At 72.4% G+C, this 21,466-nt stretch carries 21 protein-coding genes; 16 read left to right on the forward strand and 5 right to left on the reverse strand.

Annotation, left to right across the window (positions count from 1 at the left end; genetic code table 11):
• Positions 1–14 precede the first annotated feature (14 nt).
• The 6 genes from FBY41_RS08370 (at position 15) to FBY41_RS08395 (ending at position 6,167) form a co-directional block, all read left to right on the forward strand.
• Positions 15–800 (forward strand): SDR family oxidoreductase, encoded by a 786-nt coding sequence (locus tag FBY41_RS08370; protein WP_141843447.1) that lies wholly within the window; start codon positions 15–17, stop codon positions 798–800.
• Positions 797–1,573 carry a 3-oxoacyl-ACP reductase FabG gene (gene fabG / locus FBY41_RS08375; RefSeq protein WP_141843449.1) on the forward strand — a complete coding sequence of 259 codons (777 nt, stop codon included), beginning with the start codon at positions 797–799 and terminating at the stop codon, positions 1,571–1,573. The genes FBY41_RS08370 and fabG overlap by 4 nt, the downstream gene beginning before the upstream one ends.
• Before the next feature lies 1 nt (position 1,574).
• Positions 1,575–2,633 (forward strand): phosphotransferase family protein, encoded by a 1,059-nt coding sequence (locus FBY41_RS08380; protein ID WP_260439652.1) that lies wholly within the window; start codon positions 1,575–1,577, stop codon positions 2,631–2,633.
• Positions 2,633–3,883 (forward strand): acyl-CoA dehydrogenase family protein, encoded by a 1,251-nt coding sequence (locus FBY41_RS08385; protein WP_141843453.1) that lies wholly within the window; start codon positions 2,633–2,635, stop codon positions 3,881–3,883. Before FBY41_RS08380 ends, FBY41_RS08385 begins: the two co-directional genes overlap by 1 nt.
• A 1-nt stretch (position 3,884) precedes the next feature.
• Positions 3,885–5,054 carry an acyl-CoA dehydrogenase family protein gene (locus FBY41_RS08390; RefSeq protein ID WP_141843455.1) on the forward strand — a complete coding sequence of 390 codons (1,170 nt, stop codon included), beginning with the start codon at positions 3,885–3,887 and terminating at the stop codon, positions 5,052–5,054.
• Between the two features lie 219 nt (positions 5,055–5,273).
• Positions 5,274–6,167 (forward strand): sigma-70 family RNA polymerase sigma factor, encoded by an 894-nt coding sequence (locus tag FBY41_RS08395; RefSeq protein ID WP_141843457.1) that lies wholly within the window; start codon positions 5,274–5,276, stop codon positions 6,165–6,167.
• Positions 6,168–6,416: 249 nt separating this feature from the next.
• Here the strand turns inward: FBY41_RS08395 and FBY41_RS08400 are convergent, their stop codons facing one another.
• Both FBY41_RS08400 and FBY41_RS08405 read right to left on the reverse strand, forming a co-directional pair.
• Positions 6,417–7,109 (reverse strand): alpha/beta hydrolase, encoded by a 693-nt coding sequence (locus FBY41_RS08400; protein WP_260439653.1) that lies wholly within the window; start codon positions 7,107–7,109, stop codon positions 6,417–6,419.
• 33 nt (positions 7,110–7,142) lie between these two features.
• The gene (locus tag FBY41_RS08405; RefSeq protein WP_260439655.1) at positions 7,143–7,961 is read right to left on the reverse strand and encodes an ANTAR domain-containing protein; all 819 of its coding nucleotides are present in this window, start codon (positions 7,959–7,961) and stop codon (positions 7,143–7,145) included.
• Positions 7,962–8,240: 279 nt separating this feature from the next.
• Here FBY41_RS08405 and FBY41_RS08410 point away from each other — a divergent pair, with 279 nt between their 5' ends.
• From FBY41_RS08410 to FBY41_RS08420, 3 genes are all read left to right on the forward strand, one after another.
• A complete protein-coding gene (locus FBY41_RS08410; protein WP_375869864.1) occupies positions 8,241–9,533 on the forward strand; it encodes a cation:proton antiporter domain-containing protein in 1,293 nt (430 codons plus the stop codon).
• Between the two features lie 428 nt (positions 9,534–9,961).
• Entirely contained in the window at positions 9,962–10,243 is a 282-nt protein-coding gene (locus tag FBY41_RS23365) for a hypothetical protein (protein ID WP_185748976.1), read from the forward strand.
• A complete protein-coding gene (locus FBY41_RS08420) occupies positions 10,240–11,097 on the forward strand; it encodes a hypothetical protein (protein WP_141843463.1) in 858 nt (285 codons plus the stop codon). The genes FBY41_RS23365 and FBY41_RS08420 overlap by 4 nt, the downstream gene beginning before the upstream one ends.
• Positions 11,098–11,187: 90 nt before the next feature.
• Here the strand turns inward: FBY41_RS08420 and FBY41_RS08425 are convergent, their stop codons facing one another.
• From FBY41_RS08425 to FBY41_RS23585, 3 genes are all read right to left on the reverse strand, one after another.
• Positions 11,188–11,577 carry a hypothetical protein gene (locus tag FBY41_RS08425; protein WP_260439656.1) on the reverse strand — a complete coding sequence of 130 codons (390 nt, stop codon included), beginning with the start codon at positions 11,575–11,577 and terminating at the stop codon, positions 11,188–11,190.
• Positions 11,578–11,703: 126 nt separating this feature from the next.
• A complete protein-coding gene (locus FBY41_RS08430; RefSeq protein WP_221629243.1) occupies positions 11,704–13,374 on the reverse strand; it encodes a CDP-alcohol phosphatidyltransferase in 1,671 nt (556 codons plus the stop codon).
• Complete coding sequence (locus tag FBY41_RS23585) at positions 13,371–14,156, reverse strand: CDP-alcohol phosphatidyltransferase family protein (RefSeq protein WP_260439657.1); 786 nt, start codon at positions 14,154–14,156, stop codon at positions 13,371–13,373. The genes FBY41_RS08430 and FBY41_RS23585 overlap by 4 nt, the downstream gene beginning before the upstream one ends.
• 94 nt (positions 14,157–14,250) lie before the next feature.
• Between FBY41_RS23585 and FBY41_RS08435 the strand changes: the two genes are divergently transcribed.
• The 7 genes from FBY41_RS08435 (at position 14,251) to glgX (ending at position 21,417) form a co-directional block, all read left to right on the forward strand.
• Entirely contained in the window at positions 14,251–15,243 is a 993-nt protein-coding gene (locus FBY41_RS08435) for a zinc-dependent alcohol dehydrogenase (RefSeq protein ID WP_141843465.1), read from the forward strand.
• A 21-nt stretch (positions 15,244–15,264) separates the two neighbouring features.
• Entirely contained in the window at positions 15,265–15,663 is a 399-nt protein-coding gene (locus FBY41_RS08440; protein WP_141843466.1) for a 6-pyruvoyl trahydropterin synthase family protein, read from the forward strand.
• The gene (locus FBY41_RS08445; RefSeq protein ID WP_141843468.1) at positions 15,660–16,736 is read left to right on the forward strand and encodes a glycosyltransferase family 4 protein; all 1,077 of its coding nucleotides are present in this window, start codon (positions 15,660–15,662) and stop codon (positions 16,734–16,736) included. Before FBY41_RS08440 ends, FBY41_RS08445 begins: the two co-directional genes overlap by 4 nt.
• Positions 16,737–16,806: 70 nt before the next feature.
• The gene (locus FBY41_RS08450; protein WP_141843470.1) at positions 16,807–17,850 is read left to right on the forward strand and encodes a lysylphosphatidylglycerol synthase transmembrane domain-containing protein; all 1,044 of its coding nucleotides are present in this window, start codon (positions 16,807–16,809) and stop codon (positions 17,848–17,850) included.
• The gene (locus tag FBY41_RS08455) at positions 17,843–18,538 is read left to right on the forward strand and encodes a RibD family protein (RefSeq protein ID WP_141843472.1); all 696 of its coding nucleotides are present in this window, start codon (positions 17,843–17,845) and stop codon (positions 18,536–18,538) included. The genes FBY41_RS08450 and FBY41_RS08455 overlap by 8 nt, the downstream gene beginning before the upstream one ends.
• On the forward strand, positions 18,535–19,203 hold the full coding sequence (locus FBY41_RS08460; protein ID WP_141843474.1) for a GTP cyclohydrolase II: 669 nt from the start codon (positions 18,535–18,537) through the stop codon (positions 19,201–19,203). Before FBY41_RS08455 ends, FBY41_RS08460 begins: the two co-directional genes overlap by 4 nt.
• 99 nt (positions 19,204–19,302) lie before the next feature.
• The gene (gene glgX / locus FBY41_RS08465) at positions 19,303–21,417 is read left to right on the forward strand and encodes a glycogen debranching protein GlgX (RefSeq protein ID WP_141843476.1); all 2,115 of its coding nucleotides are present in this window, start codon (positions 19,303–19,305) and stop codon (positions 21,415–21,417) included.
• Positions 21,418–21,466 lie beyond the last annotated feature (49 nt).

Below are 21,466 nucleotides of genomic sequence, written 5' to 3' on the forward strand. Positions count from 1 at the left end.
AGGAGAGCATCGTCATGGCCGACACCGCCGTCGTCACCGGGGCCGCCCGGGGGATCGGCCGCGCCATCGCCGCCCGGCTGACCCGTGAGGGCTGGTCGGTCGTCGTCGCCGACCTCGACGCGGACGCACTGGGCGACGCGGCAGCCGAGCTCGGCGCCCTCGCGGTGCCGGGCGACACCTCGACCGATTCAGGCGTGCGTCACCTCGTCGACACGGCATACGGCCACCTCGGTCACGTCGACGCCTTCTTCGCCAACGCCGGCATCGGCACCCTCCAGGGCCTCGAGGCTTCCGACGCCCAGTGGGCGAGGGCGCTCGACACCAACGTCATGGCCCACGTGCGCGCGGCCCGTCACCTCGTGCCGCGCTGGCTCGACGCCGGCGGCGGCCGTCTCGTCGTCACGGCCTCGGCGGCCGGCCTGCTCACGATGCTGGGCGATGCCCCCTACTCCGTCAGCAAGCACGGGGCCGTCGCCTTCGCCGAGTGGCTGAGCGCGACCTACCGCCACCGCGGCATCGTCGTCCAGGCGATCTGCCCCCAGGGCGTGCAGACGAGGATGCTCGAGGAGTCGGGGCCCCTGCAGGGCCTGCTCACCCGCGACGCCACGGTGACTCCCGACGAGGTCGCCGACGCCGTCTGGGCTGCGCTCGCAGGAGATGACTTCCTCGTCCTGCCGCACCCCGAGGTGCGCGACTACTACGCGCAGCGCGCGGCCCACCCCGACGCCTGGCTCGCCGGCATGAACCGGCTCCAGCAGAAGCTCGACAGCCAGCACACCCCCGCCAAGGAGAACGCATGACCGACCAGCCCCGTCCCGCCAGCACGCAGCGCACGGCCATCGTCACCGGAGCCGCCCGCGGCATCGGTGCCGCAGTGGCGAAGCGCCTCGCCTCCGACGGGTATGCCGTCGCCGTCCTCGACCTCGACGAGTCCGCTTGCGCCGCAGTCGTTTCGGAGATCGAGGCCGCAGGCGGCAAGGGTCTTGCCGTCGGCGTCGACGTGTCCGACGAAGAAGGTGTCGCCGGTGCCGTCGAGCGCGTCGCCACCGAGCTGGGCGCGCCGACCGTTCTCGTCAACAACGCGGGCATCATCCGCGACAACATGCTCTTCAAGATGAGCGTCGACGACTGGGACGCCGTGATGAACGTCCACCTGCGCGGCTCCTTCCTCATGACGCGCGCCACCCAGAAGCACATGATCGACGCGAAGTTCGGCCGCATCGTCAACCTCAGCTCGACGTCGGCCCTCGGCAACCGCGGCCAGGCGAACTACTCGGCCGCCAAGGCCGGCCTGCAGGGCTTCACGAAGACCCTCGCCATCGAGCTCGGCAAGTTCGGCGTCACGGCCAACGCGATCGCCCCGGGCTTCATCGCGACCGACATGACGCGCCAGACGGCCGAGCGCATGGGCATCACCTTCGAGCAGTTCCTCGAGGGCGCGGCCAAGGAGATCCCCGTCGCCCGCGTCGGCCAGCCGGAGGACATCGCCGCCACGGCCTCCTTCCTCGCCAGCGACGAGGCGGGCTTCGTCTCCGGCCAGGTCATCTATGTCGCTGGCGGCCCGAAAGCCTGACGTGGCAGACCTCCCCGACGACAGCGCGACCCCCCAGGACCCTCCTGGCCTGCCCCTGGGCCGGCTCGGCGACTTCCTCGAGCGGGAGGCGCCGGGACTGCTCTCCGGCCCGATCTCGGGGCGCGTCATCGCCGGCGGCAAGTCCAACCTCACCTACGAGGTCGGCGACGGGCGGCGCACGGTCATCGTGCGGCGTCCGCCGCTCGGCCACGTGCTCGCCACGGCCCACGACATGGTGCGTGAGCACCGCGTCATCACGGCTCTGCACGACACCGCGGTCCCCGTCCCCGAGACGTATGCCGTGTGCCCGGGTGACGAGGTCATCGGCGCGCCGTTCTACGTCATGGAGCGCGTCGAGGGCACGCCGTATCGCCTCGCCAGCGAGTTGGAGCCCTTGGGCCCCAGCCGAACTCGGGCGATCGCCGACAGGATGGTCGACACCCTCGTCGCGCTCCACGCCGTCGACCCGGTGGCTGTGGGGCTCGGCGACTTCGGCCGCCCCGAGGGCTTCCTCGAGCGACAGGTGCGGCGCTGGAAGCAGCAGCTCGACGCCTCGCGGAGCCGAGAGCTGGCCGGCATCGACGAGCTGCACGCCCGGCTCGCGGCCTCGGTGCCCGAGCAGGGGCCACCGGCCGTCGTGCACGGTGACTACCGGCTCGACAACCTCCTCGTCCTCGAGCGCGACGGCCGCGACGAGGTGACGGCCGTGCTCGACTGGGAGATGGCGACGATCGGCGACCCGCTGACCGATGTCGCCCTGCTCGCCGCCTACCAGTCGTTGCCGCGGATGATGCAGACCAATGCCGTCTCCGACGTCGCTCTCGCGCCCGGCTTCCCCACGTCGGCAGTGCTGCTCGAGCGCTACGGCGCTGCGAGCGGACGCGACCTCTCGAGCCTGTCGTTCCACCTCGGGCTCGCCTACTTCAAGCTCGCCGTGATCCTCGAGGGGATCCACTACCGCTACACCCAGGGCCAGACCGTCGGCGCGGGCTTCGAGTCCATCGGGCAGGCCACCGGCCCGCTCGTCGCCGCCGGTCTGCGCGCACTCGAGGAGGACTGATGGACTTCGGATTCGACGCCCGCACCGAGGAGCTGCGCCAGGCTCTCCTCGGCTTCATGGACGAGCGGATCGTGCCCTCGCTCGCGACCTTCGACGAGCAGGTGACGGCGATGCCCGACTCCTGGGCCTGGAGCACGGCACCGGTGCTCCAGGACCTGCGTCGGGAGGCGCGCGACCGGGGTCTCTGGAACGCCTTCCTGCCCGGCGAGCACGGGGCGGGGCTGACCAACCTGCAGTACGCCCCCCTCGCCGAGATCACCGGGCGCTGCATCCGGCTCGCGCCGGCGGTGCTCAACTGCGCCGCTCCTGACACCGGCAACATGGAGGTGCTCGCGCAGTTCGGCAGCCCGGAGCAGCAGGAGCAGTGGCTGAAGCCCTTGCTGCGCGGCGAGATCCGCTCGGCCTTCGCCATGACCGAGCCCGATGTCGCGAGCAGCGACGCCACCAACATCGGCACGAGCATCGTGCGCGACGGCGACGACTACGTCATCAACGGCCGCAAGTGGTGGATCACCGGGGCGATGAACCCCGAGTGCTCGATCTTCATCGTCATGGGCAAGACCGACCCGACCGCCGACCGCCACCGCCAGCAGTCGATGATCCTCGTGCCCCGAGACGCCCCAGGGGTCGAGATCGTGCGGGGCATGGAGGTCTTCGGCTACGACGACCACGACCACGGCGGCCACGCGGAGCTGCGCTTCACCGACGTGCGCGTGCCGGCGCGCAACCTCATCGGCGAGGAGGGCACCGGCTTCGCCATCGCCCAGGCTCGGCTCGGGCCCGGGCGCATCCACCACTGCATGCGCTCGATCGGCCTGGCGGAGGTGGCGATCGAGGCGATGTGCCGCCGCGCCTCCGAGCGCGTCGCCTTCGGCCGCCCCCTCGCCGAGCAGGGTGTCGTGCGCGACTGGATCGCCGAGTCGCGGGTGCGGGTCGAGCAGCTGCGCCTGCTCGTGCTCAAGACGGCCTGGCTCATGGACACCGTCGGCAACAAGGGCGCGCACACCGAGATCCAGGCGATCAAGATCGCGACCCCGAGGACCGTCGAGTGGATTCTCGACAAGGCGATCCAGACGCACGGCGCCGCGGGCCTCAGCCAGGACACCGAGCTCGCCATCGCCTTCGCCGGCGTCCGCACGCTGCGCTTCGCCGACGGGCCCGACGAGGTGCACAAGAACGCACTGGCCAAGGCCGAGCTGCGCAAGCACGCCACCCCGGCCGCCGTGGCCGCCACGAAAGAGAAGAGCTGAGATGGACCTCAACCTGTCGGCCGAGGAACGCGACATCCGCGACTGGGTGCGCACGTTCGTCACCAAGGAGCTCATGCCGCTCGAGCAGCAGGTGCTCACCCGCGAGCGCCGCGGCGAGCGCGGAGTCACCCCGGACGAGCTGACGGCGTTGCAGGACAAGGCGAAGGCGGCCGGCTTCTTCGGCATCCAGACGCCGGAGAGCCACGGCGGCATGGGCCTCGGAGCCGTCATGTCGGCGCTCATCCAGGTCGAGCTCGGGCGCACCTTCGTGCCGTTCCGCTTCGCCGGCGAGGCCGACAACATCCTCTTCAGCGCGACCGAGGAGCAGCAGGAGCGCTACCTCGTGCCGACGATCAACGGCGACAAGAAGTCGTGCTTCGCCATCACCGAGCCCGGCGCCGGCTCGGACGCCCGGGCCATCCGCACGAGCGCCCGCCGCGAGGGTGACGAGTGGGTCATCAACGGCGAGAAGACCTTCATCACCGGCGGCAACGAGGCCGACTTCGTCATGGTCTTCGCCGTGACCGACAAGGAGAAGGGCGCCGACGGTGGCGTCACGTGCTTCCTCGTCGACCGGGACCGCGGCTGGACGAGCACGCCGATCGACACGATGGGCGAGTGGGGCCCGGCCGCCCTCGTCTTCGACGACGTCCGCGTGCCGCACTCTGCGATCCTCGGCGAGGAGGGGCGCGGCTTCGAGCTCGCGATGCGGTGGATCGGCAAGGGCCGCTACATGCTGCCCGCCAACGCGATCGGCTCGTGCGAGCGCCTCGTCGAGATGGGCATGGAGTGGGCGCGCAACCGCGTCACCTTCGGCCAGCCCATCGCCGAGCGCCAGGCGATCCAGTGGATGGTGGCCGACTCGGCCGTGGAGATCGAGGCGCTGCGGTGGCTCGTGCTCACCGCTGCCTGGCAGGTCGACAACGGCATCGACTCGCGACAGTCCCAGTCGATGGCCAAGCTCTTCGGTGGCGTCAAGGCCAACGAGATCGTCGACCGCGTGCTCCAGATGCACGGCGGCATGGGCTACACCCGCGAGCTGCCGATCGAGCGGTGGTACCGCGAGCTGCGCCTGCTGCGCATCTACGAGGGCACCGACGAGATCCAGCGCCGCACCATCGCCCGCAACCTGCTCAAGGGCCACGCCTCCGTGCGCGGCCACCTCGGGTAGCCGGCGTCCTTCGCGTCCCCCACCGGACGGCATACGGGCCCCGGCTGTATGCCGTCCGGCGTGCTCTCCGGGTCGCCCGCAGCGCGCGTCCGGCGGGCATTGCCAACACCGCGACCCTCGACACGAGGTCTTGCGTCATCCCCGGCCCCGTGGCAGGGTCGAAGATCTGAGCGGTTCAACCACAGTGCCGACTCCGTCACCGATCACCGGAGATGAGTCATGGCACCAGTGCGTGTGGTTGCGACTGCAACCCCCCAGACCACCGGCCCCGAAACCGCCCCTGAGATCGCCACCGGCGCGACGACTGCGGGAGCCGAGTCCGCGACCGCGGCCCTGCACGCCGAGCGCGACGCGGAGACCGACGGGCTGTTCGCCGCCCTCGCCGAGGCCCCCGACGGACGTGCGAGGGCCGCGGTCCTCGAGCGGCTCGTCCTGCTCTACCTCGACCTCTGCGGGTCGATGGCCTCCCGCTACGACGGGCGCGGCATCGAGCACGACGACCTCGAGCAGGTCGCCCGTCTGGCGCTCGTCAAGGCGATCGACCGCTACGTGCCCGGGCAGGGGCCGTCGTTCGCGGCGTTCGCGGTGCCGACCATCTCGGGCGAGCTCAAGCGGCACTTCCGCGACCGCGGGTGGATGGTGCGCCCGCCACGGCGCCTGCAGGAGATGCGGGTGCAGGTGCAGTCGTGCCGCAACCGCCTCGAGCAGGAGTCCGGTCACAGCCCGAGCGACGCCGAGGTGGCGCGGGCGCTGGGCGTGAGCCGCGCCGCGGTCAAGGAGGCGGTGGCGGCGGCGAGCAGCTTCCACCCGACCTCGCTCGATGCCGGCACGACCGACGACGAGTCGGGCTCGGTCGCCCACCTGCTCGGCGACGACGACGAGTCGCTGGCCAGGGTCGACGACCGCGTGTGCCTGGGGGAGGCTCTCGCGGGGCTCGACGAGCAGGAGCGGTCGCTGCTCGCCCTTCGCTACGTCGACGAGCTGACCCAGCGCGAGATCGGGCTGCGGCTCGGGATCAGCCAGATGCAGGTGTCGCGCGCGCTGCGGCGTCTCGTGGCACGCCTGCGCGTCGACCTCGCCGACGACGCGACATCCGACCGACGCGCCTCCTGAGCCCTGCTCCCCGCTGGGAAACTGAGCACTCGACCAGCCCGTGAGTCGAGTGCTCACTTCCCGACGGTGTGTCCCTGTCGGAAACTGAGCACTCGACCAGCTCGTCAGTCGAGTGCTCACTTCCCGACGGGGTCTGCATGGGCGACACCGCCCGACCCGCGCTGTTGGAGCCGGACGGCGCCTCACCTGTGGCCTACCCACGTGGCGCCATCGGAGTCGTCCGGGAGCGATCTGATATCGGGCGCCGGGTCAGCGGGCCGCGGGCTCGGTGCTGAGCCACTGCTCGCCTGCGAGGGCGCGGCCCACCAGCCCCGTGCCCGCCGTCCCGAGCAGGGTCGCGGCGGCGAAGTCGGCAGCGAGCCCGTCGAACGTCGCGATGTGGCGCAGCATCGAGTGCGTGCCGCCGATGACGGTCACATGAGCCACCCGGGCCCGCGTGGCGAGCTGCCGCGCCACCTGCTCGGCGATCTCGGGTCGGGCGATCCGGTCGCGGTCACCGTGCACGACGAGCACGTCGCGTCCTGACAGGTCTGTCGCGCCGTCGGTCGGATAGAGCCACGGTGCGAGCGCGACGACGGCACGCACGGCCGGGTGGGAGCCCGCCAGCAGGGCAGCCCGCCCACCGAGCGAGTGGCCCACGAGGCATACGGGAAGGTCGGGGCCGAAGCGCTCGGCCACCCGGGTCAGCGCCCACCGCACGTCGTCGACCGGGGTGGCGCGGGAGTCCCAGCCCCGCGAAGTGTTGAGGAGGCGCTGCACGACGAGGGCCGGCGCGGTGCGGGCGACCCTGGCGGCCACGGGCACCATGCGCAGGACCGAGAGCTGGGCCGCGCTCACCGGCATCCGCTCGCGACGCGCGGCCCCACCGTGGAGGACGAGCACGAGGCCCTGCGGCCGGTCCGGCACGTGGGTGTCGACGAGGCGGGGTCGCAGTTCGCTCACGTGCGGGCCGTACCCGATCGGCGCGCGACGGGCTTAGGCCTCGCGGCGGTCCTCGTCGTGGCCGCCATGGTCACCCTGCCCCTCCCGGCCTGCGCTGCTGCGCGCGTCGCGCCGCCCGCCACCGCGGGCGGACAGCGGCAGCTCACCGGTCTCGGCGACGTCGAGCGCCACGTCGCGCAGCTTGCGGTTGGAGTTCTGGCTCGCCATGCGCAGCAGGTCGAAGGCCTGCTCGCGGGTGACGTGGTGGCGGGTCATGAGCACGCCCATCGCGGTGCCGATCTCGCGGTTGCTGACGAGGGCCTTCTGGAGGTTCTCGATCTGGCGCGCGTCGACCGCCGACTGGGCCGCGAGAGCGCCGTGGGTGGCGATCATGAGACCGACGAGCACGTCGTCGTCGTCGAACGCGGCACGGGCCCGTGAGTAGATGTTGAGGCCGTGGATGGACTCGTCGTCGGTCTCCTTGAGGAGGCGGTAGGAGAGCATGCTCTCGACCCCGAGCTCCTGCGAGACCCGGCGGCCGAACTCCGGCCACGTCGTGCAGTGGCGCAGGTCGCTCGGCCGGTAGACGGCGTTGTCGATGATCGCGTCGATGCACGGGCCCGAGCCGACGGAGTACTGGATGGCGTCGGCCTCGCAGGCCTTGTCGTCGGTGAGGGCAACCGTCGAGAACTCGCCCTCCGCGAGGCGCGTGACGCTGGCCCACTCGGCGCGGTCGATGAGCTCGACGGCCATCCGGGCGACCGCCTCCAGGGGGTCGCGGTGGGTCATCTTGCGCAGGTGGTCGCCGATGTCGCGGAACCGCTCGGCCACCCGGCCGAGGTCCAGCGTCGCCGTGTCGTCCTCGCTGGCCACGAGCACCCCTTTCGCTCTCCCTGCCAGACCCTAGTCTTGGCCTCGGACATTGGCGACGGTGCCGCGAGGGGGGCGGGGCGCCGGCGCTGGCCAGCACCACGGGTCCGGCGTGAGTCGGGTCTGCGGCCGCGTCCGCCGTGACCGCCCTGCCCGTGCTGGGTAGGTGCACGCGGCACCCCTCTGGAAGGACCCACCCTGTCGATCGACCTCATCTACCTCCTGCTCGGCGTCGCGCTCCTGCTCGCGGCCGTCCTCCCCGGGGTCCTCGAGCGGTATGCCGTGTCGGCCGCCATGGTGCTGCTCGTCGTCGGCGTCGTGGTGGGCCTGCTGCCCCTGCCCGAGGGGCTCGACCTCGACCCGGTCGCGATCGGCCCCCAGATCGAGCGGATCACCGAGCTCGCCGTGCTCGTCGCGCTCATGGGCGTGGGCCTCGCGATCGACCGCCCGCTGCGGTTGCGCGACCGCGCGAGCTGGGCACGCTGGTCACCGACGTGGCGGCTGCTCGCCATCGGCATGCCCATCACCATCGCCGGCGTGGCACTGCTCGGCTGGGGCCTCGGCCTCGCACCCGCGGCGGCGCTGCTGCTCGGGGCCGCACTCGCGCCCACCGACCCCGTGCTCGCGGGCGACGTGCAGGTCGGCGGTCCGCACGTGGGCCCTGCCGAGCCCAAGGCCGAGGGCGACGGTGAGGGCCCGCCCTCCGACGCTGCTGCGCCGGCCGAGGGTGACGTCGACGAGGAGGAGGCCGAGGCGGTCGACGAGGAGGACGACGTGCGCTTCGCGCTCACCTCCGAGGCCGGCCTCAACGACGGTCTCGCCTTCCCCTTCGTCGGGGCGTCGCTGCTCATCGCCGCGGGCACCGCGACGTCGTTCGGCTCGTGGGTGGGCTGGCTCGCCTGGGACCTCGTCGGCAAGGTTCTCATCGCCGTCGTCCTCGGCACTGCGCTCGGCTGGTTGCTCGGACGCGTCGCCTTCCGCTCGAAGCAGCCCACGCTGCGCCTCGCCGAGCAGGGGGAGCCGCTGCTCGCGATCGCGGCCCTCGTCATGGCCTACGGCCTCGTCCAGGTGGCGCACGGCTACGGCTTCCTCGGGGTCTTCGCGTGCGGGCTCACCCTCCGGGCCGCCGAGCGGGGGCACGAGTACCACCGCTCGATGCACGACGTCGTGCAGCGCCTCGAGCGCCTCCTGACGCTCATCATCCTGCTGCTGCTCGGCATGGGCGTCACCAACGGCCTGCTCGGCGCCCTCGACTGGCGCGGCGTGCTCGTGGCCCTCGCGCTCGTCTTCCTCATCCGTCCCGTTGCCGGCGTCCTCAGCCTGCGGCTGCGTCCTCGCTCGCCCGACCTGCCGGGCGGGCTCGCCCGCAAGGAAGCGCTCGCCGCGGCGTTCTTCGGCGTGCGCGGCGTGGGTTCGCTCTACTACCTCGCGTATGCCGCAGGGCACGAGTACTTCCCCGAGGAGCGGTGGCTCTGGTCGACGGTCGCCTTCGCCATCGTCGTCTCGGTCGTCGTGCACGGCGTGCTCGCCACGCCCGTCATGGGCTACCTCGAGAGGCGCCGCGCGCTCGCGTGAGGTCTCGATAATCCGTTCCGAGATGCTTCAAGACGTTTGACATGGTCTGGGGACTTTCGGCCCTGCCCGGTGCCTCGAGGGGTTTCTAGCGTGGAACTGACGGAACACGTCAGCATCGAGACTCGCTAGGGGTGGGAACCATGGTCGGCTGCACGTCGGGAGCCCTCTGTCGAAGGATCGGCCCGCTCGTGCTCACGGTGGCGGTTGCGCTGGCGGGCTGCGGCTCGGCTCAAGATCCTCCAACACCGACTCCGCCGACGTCCTCCACCTCTGAGGTGACGTCGTCGACCTCGCCAGAACCGACGACGACGGAACCGACCACGACGGAGCCTGAGCCGGTTCCGCCCGAGCCGGCGGTAGCGGCGCAGTCCGTCTGCGAGGCCGTCTACCTGGGCCGCGGCGCCGCGCCTCACGCGGAGTCCGGAGACATGGACGACGAGATGGCCCTCTTCGAGGTGTGGCACGCCGGACTCCTCGACGCTGCGCTCGCCCAGCTCGGATCCGCCCCGGCCCTCGACGACCTCGTCACGGTGATGGAGGAGACGAGGGACCTGAGCAAGCGGGCCGCCAGCATCTACGCCCAGCACCCGACGTTCAGCGAGGAGCTGACGGCGATCCAGGAGCGTCAGACGGCGCTCGCCGACGAGGTCGGGCCCATCGCCACCGAGGCGGGCGCGCCCATGTGCGCGGCGCTCGTGGTGCTGCCATGACCAGTGACGTCTCCGCCCGGCGTGACCCCGACCCGTCCGAGGCCCCGGCGCCATCTGCGAGCGACGGGGGGTTGGCCCCACGGGTCGCGGCTCTGGAGGCGGCGCGCGCCGCGCGCGCCGCGAACGAACGACCGTGGTACCGGCAGGCATCGGTGCTCATCGCGGGGCTGGCACTGGCGTTCTCGATGATGGCCACGTGGTTCGGCGAGCAGCGCGCGGGCGAGCGGGACGCCGCTGCTGCCCGGGTCGAGCTCTCGCAGCTCATCCAGCGGCTCACGTCGCTGCCGAAGGACAACGCCGAGCTTCAGGCGAAGTATGCCGGTGACACCGACACGCTGAACACGTTGAGCGGGATGGTCACGACGGAGAACGCCGTGCTCGCACTGCAGGCCTCCGACGTCATCGCGCGCATACCGGACCTCGTGACCGGGGCGGAGTACTTCGCTGTCGGCCAGGCCCTGGTGCAGACGGGCGACTACGCCCGGGCCGGGACCGTGCTCGATGCCGGCCTGGCTCGCGACAACGACCCCAGCTCCCTCGCGGCCCTGTGGCGGGCCAAGGGTGCTCTCTCCTTCGCCACCGGGGAGCTCGGGCAGGCACGGACGGCGATGTCGAGGGCCCTGGAGGCGTATGCCGCGGCGGAGCCGAGCGTCGCCGCGGCGGCCGACGTCTACACCGAGTGGGTGTGGGCGGGCATGGAGAAGTCGCTCGGGCAGTGCGAAGCGGCCGCAGCGCACCTCGAGCGCGCGAAGGCCCACCTGGGAGCCCTTCCTCTGACGGCCTACAAGGTGCAGATGATGCAGTCGCTCTCCGATGTCGAGCACCAGGGCACGGACGCCTGTCCGTCCTCCTAGACGCCTCCTGGACGCCTCCTGGACGCCTCCTGGACGCCTCTTAGACGCTAGGAGTGACGTCGCGCCGACCCCGGGGTCGCGGGCGAGATCTCAGGCTGCGTGCCGGCTGTGCGGGTGTGCCATCCCCGGCAGGGCGGCGCGTCCTTGCACGAGGAGGGCCGCGCCGACGACGATGCACACGACCTCGGCGATGGCAGCCGTCCACACGGAGCCGCCGGCCCACACGGTGTGCACGCCGAGCAGCCCGACCGTCGAGGCGATCGTGAACGCCCCGAGGGTGGCCACCCCGAAGCCCAGGGTGAGGAAGGCCGGCACCCAGTGCTCCCAGCGCACCAGGAGCACGGCGATGACGACGCCGGCCACGACGTTGACGAGGAACATCGGGCCGACGCTCTGGTGACGCACCCCGTCGAACCACAGGTAGAGATGCACGCCGGCGGAGACGAGCAACGCCACCGCACCAACGATTCGGAGTCTCATGGGGACTCTCCTGCCCTCCGGGTCGCGCCGCGACGTCCGGGTGGCGCCGCGGTGTTGGACTCCCTCACGTGAGAAGACGCGTCGGCGTTGCCGCCGGTTCACCGGCAGCGCGCAACTCGAGCGGGCTCACCCGCCCTGGGGGCCGTATGCCGTGAGGAACCGGTCGCGGAAGCGGTCCATCGGCCACACCGGCGCCGCGCTCCCCGGTCGCAGGCCGCTCTGCCAGTCCCAGGCGTGGATGCGCTCGAGCACCGCGGGGTCCCGCGAGATGACGGACACGGGGACGTCGTGGCTCGCGTTGTCACCGGAGACGAGGGTGATCGGCTGGTGGTCGCCGAGCATGACGACGACGAGGTTGTCGTCGCGCGTGCCGCGCAGGAAGGACACGACGCTGTCGATCGAGTACGCGACCGACTGGCCGTAGGCGGCGCGGACGCCGGCCGGGCTGCTCCAGACGGCGTCACGTGGCGTCGCCGTGCCCGCCTGCGCCTCGAAGACGGAGCCGTTGCCGACCTGGGCCCAGTCGACGAGGCGCGGCAGAGGCGCCCACGGCACGTGGCTCGTGACGAGGTCGATCTCGGCCATGACCGGTCGTCGGGAGCCCGTGGCCGGGTGAGCGAGCTCGAGCCGGTCGAAGGCCGACAGGGTGTACTGGTCGGGCATCGGGGCGTAGCCCCAGCCGGGGCCGGCGTAGCCGAGGGTGCGGGCGTCGTAGACGCGGTCGTAGCCGTAGAAGGCGATCCCCTCGGGCCAGTCGCGGCGGTTCGCCGGGATGACGTCGACCGTGTGCCACCCCGCCTCGGCGAAGGCGCGGGCGAGGGTGAGCCGCTTCGTGCCACCGGGCTCGGCGTCGAGGAGCTGGTCGTAGCGCTGCTGGCTGTCGACCCAGAGCCCTGACTGCAGCGTCGAGTGGGCGAGCCAGCTGACGCCGCCGAAGGTGGGGGAGGTGAGCCACGCGCTGCGGGTCGAGTAGCCTGCGCTGACAAGGCTTTTCGTGCCGGCATCGAGTGCGGTGGCCACGTCGCGGCTCTGGGTGACAGCCACCTTGCCGTAGCTCTCGACGAAGACGATGACGACGTCCTTGCCGCGGAGGGCCGTCAGGAGGTCCGCCGGTGGGGTGTCGAGGAACGGGTCGATCGGGATCTGCCCGGCGAAGACGGCGCGGTCGTGGAGACCGTCTCGCACCGACGTGACCTCGTGGACGGCCAGCCCGGCGGTGCTCGACGACGCCACCGGCAGGTCGCTCGTGACGCCGACGCCGACGGAGAGGCAGACGAGCCAGACGACCGCGGCGCCGACGACCGAGCGCAGCGCGCCCGAGGGGTGGCGGTCGAGGAGCCGACCCAGCTGACGCAGCGCGAGCGGCATGGCGACGAGCAGACCGACGACGAGGAGGGCCGCGCCCACGACGGCGAGCACTGCGGTGCTGGACCCGACCGAGTCGCCGACGAGGTCCTTCGCCGACCCGACGTAGCGCCAGTCGGTGATCGGGTTGAACGGCCGGTAGAGCGTCGTGAGGAAGGCCGCGTCGAGGAGGCGCACGAGGAGGAGGATTCCGAGGACCAGCCCCGCGACGACCTCGAGCCAGCGTCGGGCAGCTCCACGCAGCAGGAGGAGCGCGGCGACGAGCAGGATGCCCTCGGCGGGGATCCGCAGCAGGGCCAGTGGGGTCGCCGACCAGCCGAGCACGGGCCGCGGCGCCACGAGGGCGACCCAGAGGAGCAGCAGGGCCAGCGCGGTGACGACGGAGCCGGCCGCGCGCCGCGCCGCGACCCCTCTCGGAGCGGGCGGCGTCACGGTGCGGCCTGTGGGACGGCGTCGTCCAGCGGCCCGGGCGGGACGGCATACCCCGTCGTGAGGTGGCGCCGCGCGACTGCGGACTGCTGTCTCAGCGCGACGACCTCGGTGCCGAACGACACGAGGAGCAGGACGAGCCCGGCGCCCACCGCCGCGCCGGCGACGGCGGGGGGAAGGGCATCGGCGGTGGCCACGGTGAGGACGATGCCCTGGTAGGCCGCGACGACCTTGCGCCAGCGCCGCGGCGCCACCTGCTCCCGCAGCCACGGCGCCCACCGCGCGGCCACGGCGACGAGCAGCAGGGCGTAGCGAGCCAGGCCGATGGCGAGGACCCACGAGCCGAGGTCGCGCGAGACGTGCAGGCTCAGCACGAGGATGAGGAACGCGTCGGTCTCCATGTCGAAGCGCGCCCCGAGCGCGCTCACGGTGCCGGTGCGGCGGGCGACGGCCCCGTCGACGGCATCGAGGGTGAGGGCCACCGACGAGAGGGCCACGAGCAGGACCACCGGGGACCCCGCCGAGAGCGCGGCGTCGGCCGTGAGTCCAGCCACCCCGCAGACGAGCACGGCGCGCGCCAGGGTCACCCGGTCGGCGGGCCCGAGGGTGCGGCGTGACGCGCGAGTGAGGCCGCGGGACAGCAACGCTGCCAGCGCGACACCGCAGACGAGCCCGACGACCCAGCCGCGCTGGCCGAGCCCGGCGACCCGGTCCAGCGTCTCGAGCAGGGCCACCACCGCGGCGAGGCCGACGAGGGGGCCGGGAGGGAGCACGGGAGCAGTCACCTGGGCCACACTCCTCCACCTCATCGAACGGGGGTTTGCACGAAAGGACGACGACGCCCCTGACGGAGTTCACCGACCGCCCTAGTGTGGTCACGTGTCCACCGACGCGCGGGCGTTCTGGGTGGTCGAGCCCGGCAGGGGCGAGATCCGGGGCGCCGCGCTGCCCGCTCCCGGTGCGGGCGAGGTGCGCGTGCGCGCCCTCCACTCGGGCATCAGCCGGGGCACCGAGACCCTCGTCTTCCGCGGAGCCGTCCCGGCCGACCAGTATGCCGCGATGCAGGCTCCCCACCAGGAGGGCGACTTCCCGGCGCCGGTGAAGTACGGCTACCTCAGCGTCGGAGTCGTCGAGGAGGGGCCGCCCGCGCTGGTGGGGCGCACCGTGTTCTGTCTCCACCCGCACCAGACGGGCTACGTCGTGCCGGTCGAGGCCGTGACCGTCGTGCCCGATGAGGTGCCGGTGCGGCGCGCCGTGCTCGCCGGCACCGTGGAGACGGCCGTCAACGCGGTCTGGGACGCGCCGCCGCTCATCGGTGACCGTGTCGCCGTCGTCGGAGCAGGCATGGTCGGGTGCTGCGTCGCGCGGCTGCTCTCACGGGTGCCCGGCGTGGCGGTCACGCTCGTCGACGTCGACCCGACGCGGGTGGAGGTCGCCGGTCGGCTGGGAGTGGGCTTCGCGCTGCCGGAGGAGCTGCAGGGCGGCTCGGCCGGCGGCCTCGGGGGTCACGATCTCGTCGTGCACACGAGCGCCACGGGCGACGGCCTGCAGCTGTCACTCGACCTGCTGGCGGACGAGGGGACGGTGCTCGAGCTCAGCTGGTACGGCGACTCGCGGGTCGAGCTGGCTCTGGGGGGCTCCTTCCACTCGAGGCGGCTGGGAATCAGAGCCAGCCAAGTGGGTTCCGTTGCAGCAGTGCGCCGTTCGCGTTACACGCATGCGCAGCGGTTGGCCCTCGCCGTCGACCTGCTGCGCGACCCCGCGTTCGACTCGTTGCTCACCGGTGAGTCGGCCTTCGAGGAGCTGCCGGCGGTGCTTCCGCAGCTCGTCGCCGGGACCCTGCCTGCCATCTGCCACACCATCGCCTACTGACCCCGACCGAGCGGAGCCCCGATGTTCAGCGTGACGGTCCGCGACCACATGATGATCGCCCACAGCTTCACCGGTGAGGTCTTCGGGCCGGCGCAGCGGCTGCACGGGGCGACGTTCGTCGTCGACGTGACCCTCCGCGGGCCGGAGCTCGACGGTGACGGCATCCTCGTCGACATCGGTCTCGCGACGGACCAGGTGCGCCAGGTGGTCGGCGAGCTCAGCTATCGCAACCTCGACGACGAGCCGGCCTTCGCCGGCACGAACACGACGACGGAGGTGCTCGCGCGCACCATCGCCGAGCGGGTCGCCCAGAGGGTGCGTGCCGGCGACCTCGGAGGCGCCGCGAGGCAGGCGACCGGCCTGGCTGTGCGGCTGCACGAGTCGCACGTCGCGTGGGCGACCTACGAGTGCGACCTGTGACCGACCTCGACGTCATCGTGCCGGCGGTGATCGACGACCCGACCCGACCGAGCGGGGGCAACACGTATGACCGCCGGGTGCTGGCCGGGCTGGCTGACCTGGGCTGGGCGGTGCGCGAGCACCGCGTGGAGGGAGCGTGGCCGCAGCCGGATGCCGCGGCGCTCGCAGGGCTGGCCACCGTCGTGGCCGGGGTGCCCTCGGGGGGCCTGCTGCTCGTCGACGGGCTCGTCGCCTCCTGTGCCGACAGCGTTCTGGTGCCGGCCGCGGGCCGGCTGCGGCTCGTCGTCCTCGTGCACCTGGCGCTGGGGTCGACCGACCCGGCGGCGGGCCCGGGTGAGCGCCGCGTGCTCGCCGCGGCGCGCGCGGTCGTGACCACGAGTGACTGGACCCGACGTTCCCTGCTCGAGGCATACGGGCTGTCTCCGTCGGTGGTGCACGTCGCCGCGCCGGGGGTCGACGAGGCGGCGGTGTCACCCGGCACGGCGAGTGGCGGCGAGCTGCTGTGCGTCGCGGCGGTGACACCGGCCAAGGGCCACCTCGACCTCGTCGCGGCGTTGGCCCTCGTCGCCGACCAGCCGTGGTCGTGCGTCCTTGCCGGGGCGCTGACGCTCGACCTGCGCCACGTCGCGGAGGTGCGTGACCGCCTCGCGAGGGTCGGCGTCGCCGACCGGGTGCGGCTCGTGGGTCCGCTCGCCGGAGCTGCTCTCGAGCAGGCGTATGCCGCCGCCGACCTCCTCGTGCTGCCCTCGCTCGCGGAGACCTACGGGATGGTGGTGACCGAGGCCCTGGCCCGGGGGATCCCCGTGGTCGCGACCTCCGTCGGCGGGGTGCCGGAGGCGCTGGGCGACACGGCTGACGGCCGTCCCGGTCTCCTCGTGCCCCCGGGAGACGTCGAGGCCCTCGCGGGGGCGCTCCGGTCGTGGCTCGCCGACCCGGCTCTGCGTGACCGGCTGCGCAACCGCGCGCTCGAGCGTCGCCGAGGGCTCGCCGGTTGGCACCGCACGGCAGAGCTCGTCTCGCGAGTGCTCAGCGACGTGAGGGGTGAGGTGAGGGATGACGTGCGGGGTGGCTGAACCACGCGACGTCGCCGGACGTCGTCCTCATCGGAGGTCCTCGGAGCAGAGCGGAGAAGGGCGGAGGAGCATGCGTCGCGACCGAAGGTGGGTGCGGCCCCTCGTCGGTGTCGCGATCCTCGGCCTGCTGGGCTGGCGGGTCGGAGCCGCACCCTTCGTCGACGGCCTGCGGCGCATCGACGGGTGGACGCTGCTCGCCGCGGCGACGATCGGTGTCGTGACGACGGTGAGCGGCGCCTGGCGCTGGGTCCTCGTCTCCCGGGGGCTCGGCGCCGAGCTGCCGCTGCGCACCGCTGTCGCCGAGTGCTACCGGTCCCAGTTCCTCAACGTGACCCTGCCCGGCGGGGTGATCGGCGACGTGCGGCGCGGCCTCGGCCACGGGCACGACACCGATGATGTGGGCCGCGGGCTGCGATCCGTGCTCTGGGAGCGCGCCGCGGGCCAGGTCGTGCTCGCGGCTCTGACGATGGGTGCCCTCCTCGCCCTCCCGTCGGCGCTGCGGCCCTCGGACCCGACCGGGGTGACCGCCCCCGCGGATGGAGCGAGCGCAGCGGTTGTGCCAGGTTCGATGGGCGGATCCCCCTCTCTCGCAACGACCTCTGCCTTGGCGTTGCTGGGTTGCCTTCTCGTTCTGTTCGCCCTCGCCGTGGTGTTCCTGAGGCGGTGGCGCGTTCCCGTGCTCGCGCTGCCGAGTGGCATCGGGTCGGCGCTCGTGCGCGACGTGCGCGCGGGCGTGCTCGGACGGCATACCTGGCCGGGGGTGGTGGCGGCGTCGGGTGTGGTCGTCACCGGGCACGTGGCGACCTTCGTCGTCGCGGCCCGAAGCGCCGGCGTCTCCGCGTCGTCCACGCGCCTGCTCCCGTTGGCACTTCTCGTCCTCGTCGCCATGTCGTTGCCGCTCAACGTTGCCGGATGGGGACCCCGCGAGGGGGCTGCGGCGTGGGCCTTCGGCGCGGCAGGCCTCGGCGCGGCCGCGGGGGTGGGGACGGCCGTCGTCTACGGCGTCATGTCGCTCGTCGCGTGCCTGCCGGGCGCGGTGCTGCTCGTCAGGTCGCGCAGAGCAAGCGCTCTCGGCGCGTCGGCTCTTGCCGAGCAGGAGGCCGCCCGTGCCTGACCGCCCCTACACCCTCCTCAGCTGCGGCATGTCGATCGACGGCTACCTCAGCTCGGGCACGGACACCCGCCTGCTCCTGTCCAACGACGCCGACTTCGACCGGGTCGATGCCGAGCGGGCCGCCAGCGACGCGATCCTCGTGGGAGCCGGCACGATCCGCAAGGACAACCCCCGCCTGCTCGTGCGCTCACCCGAGCGCCGTGCCGCCCGCGTCGCCCTGGGCCTGTCGCCGTCTCCGATGAAGGTGACCGTGACGGAACGGGTCGAGATCGACTGTGCGGCAAGGTTCTTCGCGGATGACGGTGCAGAGAAGGTCGTCTACTGCCCAAGCGGTGCGGTCGAGCAGGCTCGGGGACGCTTCGGACCGGCAGCGGCTGTCGTCGACGCGGGGGAGCCCGTGACGATGCGCCGGGTCTGCGACGACCTCGGCGCGCGCGGAGTGCGGCGGCTCATGGTCGAGGGCGGAGGCACCGTGCACACCCAGCTCCTCACGTGCGACCTCGCGGACGAGCTCCAGCTCGTCGTCGCACCCTTCTTCGTCGGTGACGCGCGCGCGTGCCGCTTCGTCGGCGAGGGGCAGTTCCCATGGCACCCGGGGCGACGCGCGACGCTCGCGGAGGTGCGCCAGATCGGCGACGTCGTGCTCCTGCGGTATGCGTTGTCGCCGCGCTTCGGGGCGGACACATGATCCGCGTGGGCGGTGCGCCGCGGGCTGCGCGGATCCGCACGGAGGTGCTGGTGCCGGTGGCGTTTGCCGGGGGTCTCGAGACGACCGCGCGGGTCGTGACGTTCGACGGCCTGGCCGACGGGCTCGAGCACCTGGCCCTGGGGTTCGGCGACCGGGCGCGGATCGGCTCGCGAGGTTCGGCTCCGACGTTGACCCGGCTGCACAGCGAGTGCCTCACCGGTGACGTCTTCGGCAGCCGGCGGTGTGACTGCGGTGCGCAGCTGCGTGAGTCGGTCGAGCTGCTCGATGCCTCGGGCGGGTTCCTGCTCTACCTCCGGCAGGAGGGGCGGGGGATCGGCCTCTATCCCAAGCTCGACGCCTACGTGCTGCAGGACCGCGGGCTCGACACCTACGAGGCCAACGTCGCACTGGGCTACGGCGAGGACGAGCGGGACTACACCGTCGCGGCCCAGATGCTCGGGGCGCTCGGGGTCGGCCGGATCGCGCTGCTCAGCAACAACCCCGACAAGGCGCAGCAGCTGCGGCGGCTCGGCATCACCGTCGTGCGCCGCGTGGCGACCGGGGTGCACCTGTCGGACGCGAACGCGCGCTACCTGTCGACCAAGGCACGGCGCGGAGCCCACACGATCGACCTGCCGGTGCGGGAGCAGCGTGGATCTGCGTGATGTCGCCGGCGGCGGGGTGGCGTCCGGGTGACCGATGACTCACGCGTCGTGAGCCACATCGCGAGGACCCGACTACCCGGGCCCGACGAGAATGCAGGTATGGAGCTCGACCGGGCTGGCTCGGCGACCACCGCGACGACTGCGACCACCGCGACGACGGCGGGGCGGCCGCACCCGCTCGGTGCCCACCCCGCCGATGGTGGCACGAACTTCTCGGTGTGGTCGCGCACGGCGAGCCAGGTCGACCTGCTCCTCTTCGACGACGTCGACGACTCGCGCCCGTCGCGCGCAATCCTCCTTGCACCACAAGAGAACCGGACCTCCTCGTTCTGGCACGTCTTCGTCCCGGGGGTCGGTCCGGGTCAGGTCTATGCGTGGCGCGTCCACGGTGCCTTCGACCCGTCGGCCGGGCTCCGTCACGACCCGTCGGCGCTGCTCCTCGACCCGTACGGGGCCGCGGTCGTCGTGCCCGAACGCTACGACCGGGGAGCGGGTTGCCGTCCTGGACGTGACCCGAGCACGGCGATGAAGAGCGTCGTCGCCGACCTCGCGGCATACGACTGGGAGGGGGACACCCCGCTGGGGCGAGCGTTCTCACGGACCGTCATCTACGAGCTGCACGTCCGCGGCTTCACCGTGCACCCCAACAGCGGCGTCGAGCGTCGGCTCGCCGGGACGTATGCCGGCCTCGTCGCGAGGATCCCCTACCTGCTGTCGCTCGGGGTCACGGCCGTCGAGCTCATGCCGGTGCAGGCCTTCGACGCCCAGGACGCGCCGCCGGGGCTGACGAACTACTGGGGCTACAGCCCGGTGTCGTTCTTCGCGCCGCACGCCGCCTACGCCTCGACGCGGGACCCGCTGGCGGCGCTCGACGAGTTCCGCACGATGGTCAAGGAGCTGCACCGCGCAGGCATCGAGGTCATCCTCGACGTCGTCTTCAACCACACGGCCGAGGCGGGTCCGGGTGGACCGACCTTCTGCTGGCGCGGCCTCGACAACCGCGCCTACTACCTGCTCGACGCGGTGGACCAGTCGCGCTACCGCGACTACACGGGCTGCGGGAACACGCTCAACGCCAACCATGCCGTCGTCCGCGCCATGACGATCGACGCGTTGCACCACTGGGTCGACCACATGCACGTCGACGGCTTCCGCTTCGACCTCGCCTCGATCATGTCGCGTGACACGGACGGCACGCCGCTCGCCAACCCGCCGGTGATCTACCAGATCGAGAGCGACCCGGTGCTCGCCGGCACCAAGCTCATCGCGGAGGCCTGGGACGGCGGCGGGCTCTATCAGCTCGGCTCGTTCGTCGGAGAGCGCTGGCGCGAGTGGAACGGGCAGTTCCGCGACGACATCAGGCGCTTCGTGCGCGGCGACCCGGGCACGGTGCCACTGCTGCCCAACCGGGTGCTCGCCAGCCCCGACCTCTTCAGGGGGCGCCCGGCAGAGGTCGAGCACAGCATCAACTTCGTCGCGTGCCACGACGGCTTCACCGTGTCCGACCTCGTCTCCTACAGCCGCAAGCACAACGAGGCCAACGGGCTGCACAACACCGACGGCACCGACGCCGAGTACTCGGCGAACTGCGGCGTCGAGGGGCCGTCCGACGACCCCGCGGTGGAGCGCCTGCGCTCGCGGCAGGTGCGGAACCTCCTCGCGATCACGCTGATCTCGATGGGGGTGCCGATGATCGGCATGGGCGACGAGGCCCGGCGCACCCAGGGAGGCAACAACAACGCCTTCTGCCAGGACAACGAGACGAGCTGGCTCGACTGGGACCTCACGGGGCGGCAGGCGGACCTGCGGCGGTTCGTGCGGGGGCTGGTCGAGGTGCGGCTGGCCCTCGACATGACGCAGGTGAGGCACGGGCTGACCCTCGAGGAGTTCCTCGCGCGGTCGGTCGTGGAGCTGCACGGCGTGCGCCTCCACCAGCCGGACTGGTCGGCGGACTCGCACGCCCTGGCCCTCACCATCCGCAGCGTCATCGGCACCCGGATGGTGCACGCGCTGCTCAACGCCTGGGAGGAGCCGCTCGACTTCGAGCTGCCTCCCGTCGTGAGCCCGCGGCTGCCGTGGCGACGGGTCGTGGACACGGGGCTCGACGCCCCTGACGACATCTGCTCCCTGGGGAGCGCGCCGGCGGTGGAGGGCAGCACCTACCGGGCGGCTGCGCACTCCGTCGTGCTGCTGAGCGCCGACCTGCGGGAGTGACGGGCCGCCCAGGGAGGCGTCCATCACAAATCGACCGAAACGGGACTTC

It is taken from the genome of Humibacillus xanthopallidus, from assembly GCF_006716675.1.
Lineage (GTDB): Bacteria > Actinomycetota > Actinomycetes > Actinomycetales > Dermatophilaceae > Humibacillus > Humibacillus xanthopallidus_B.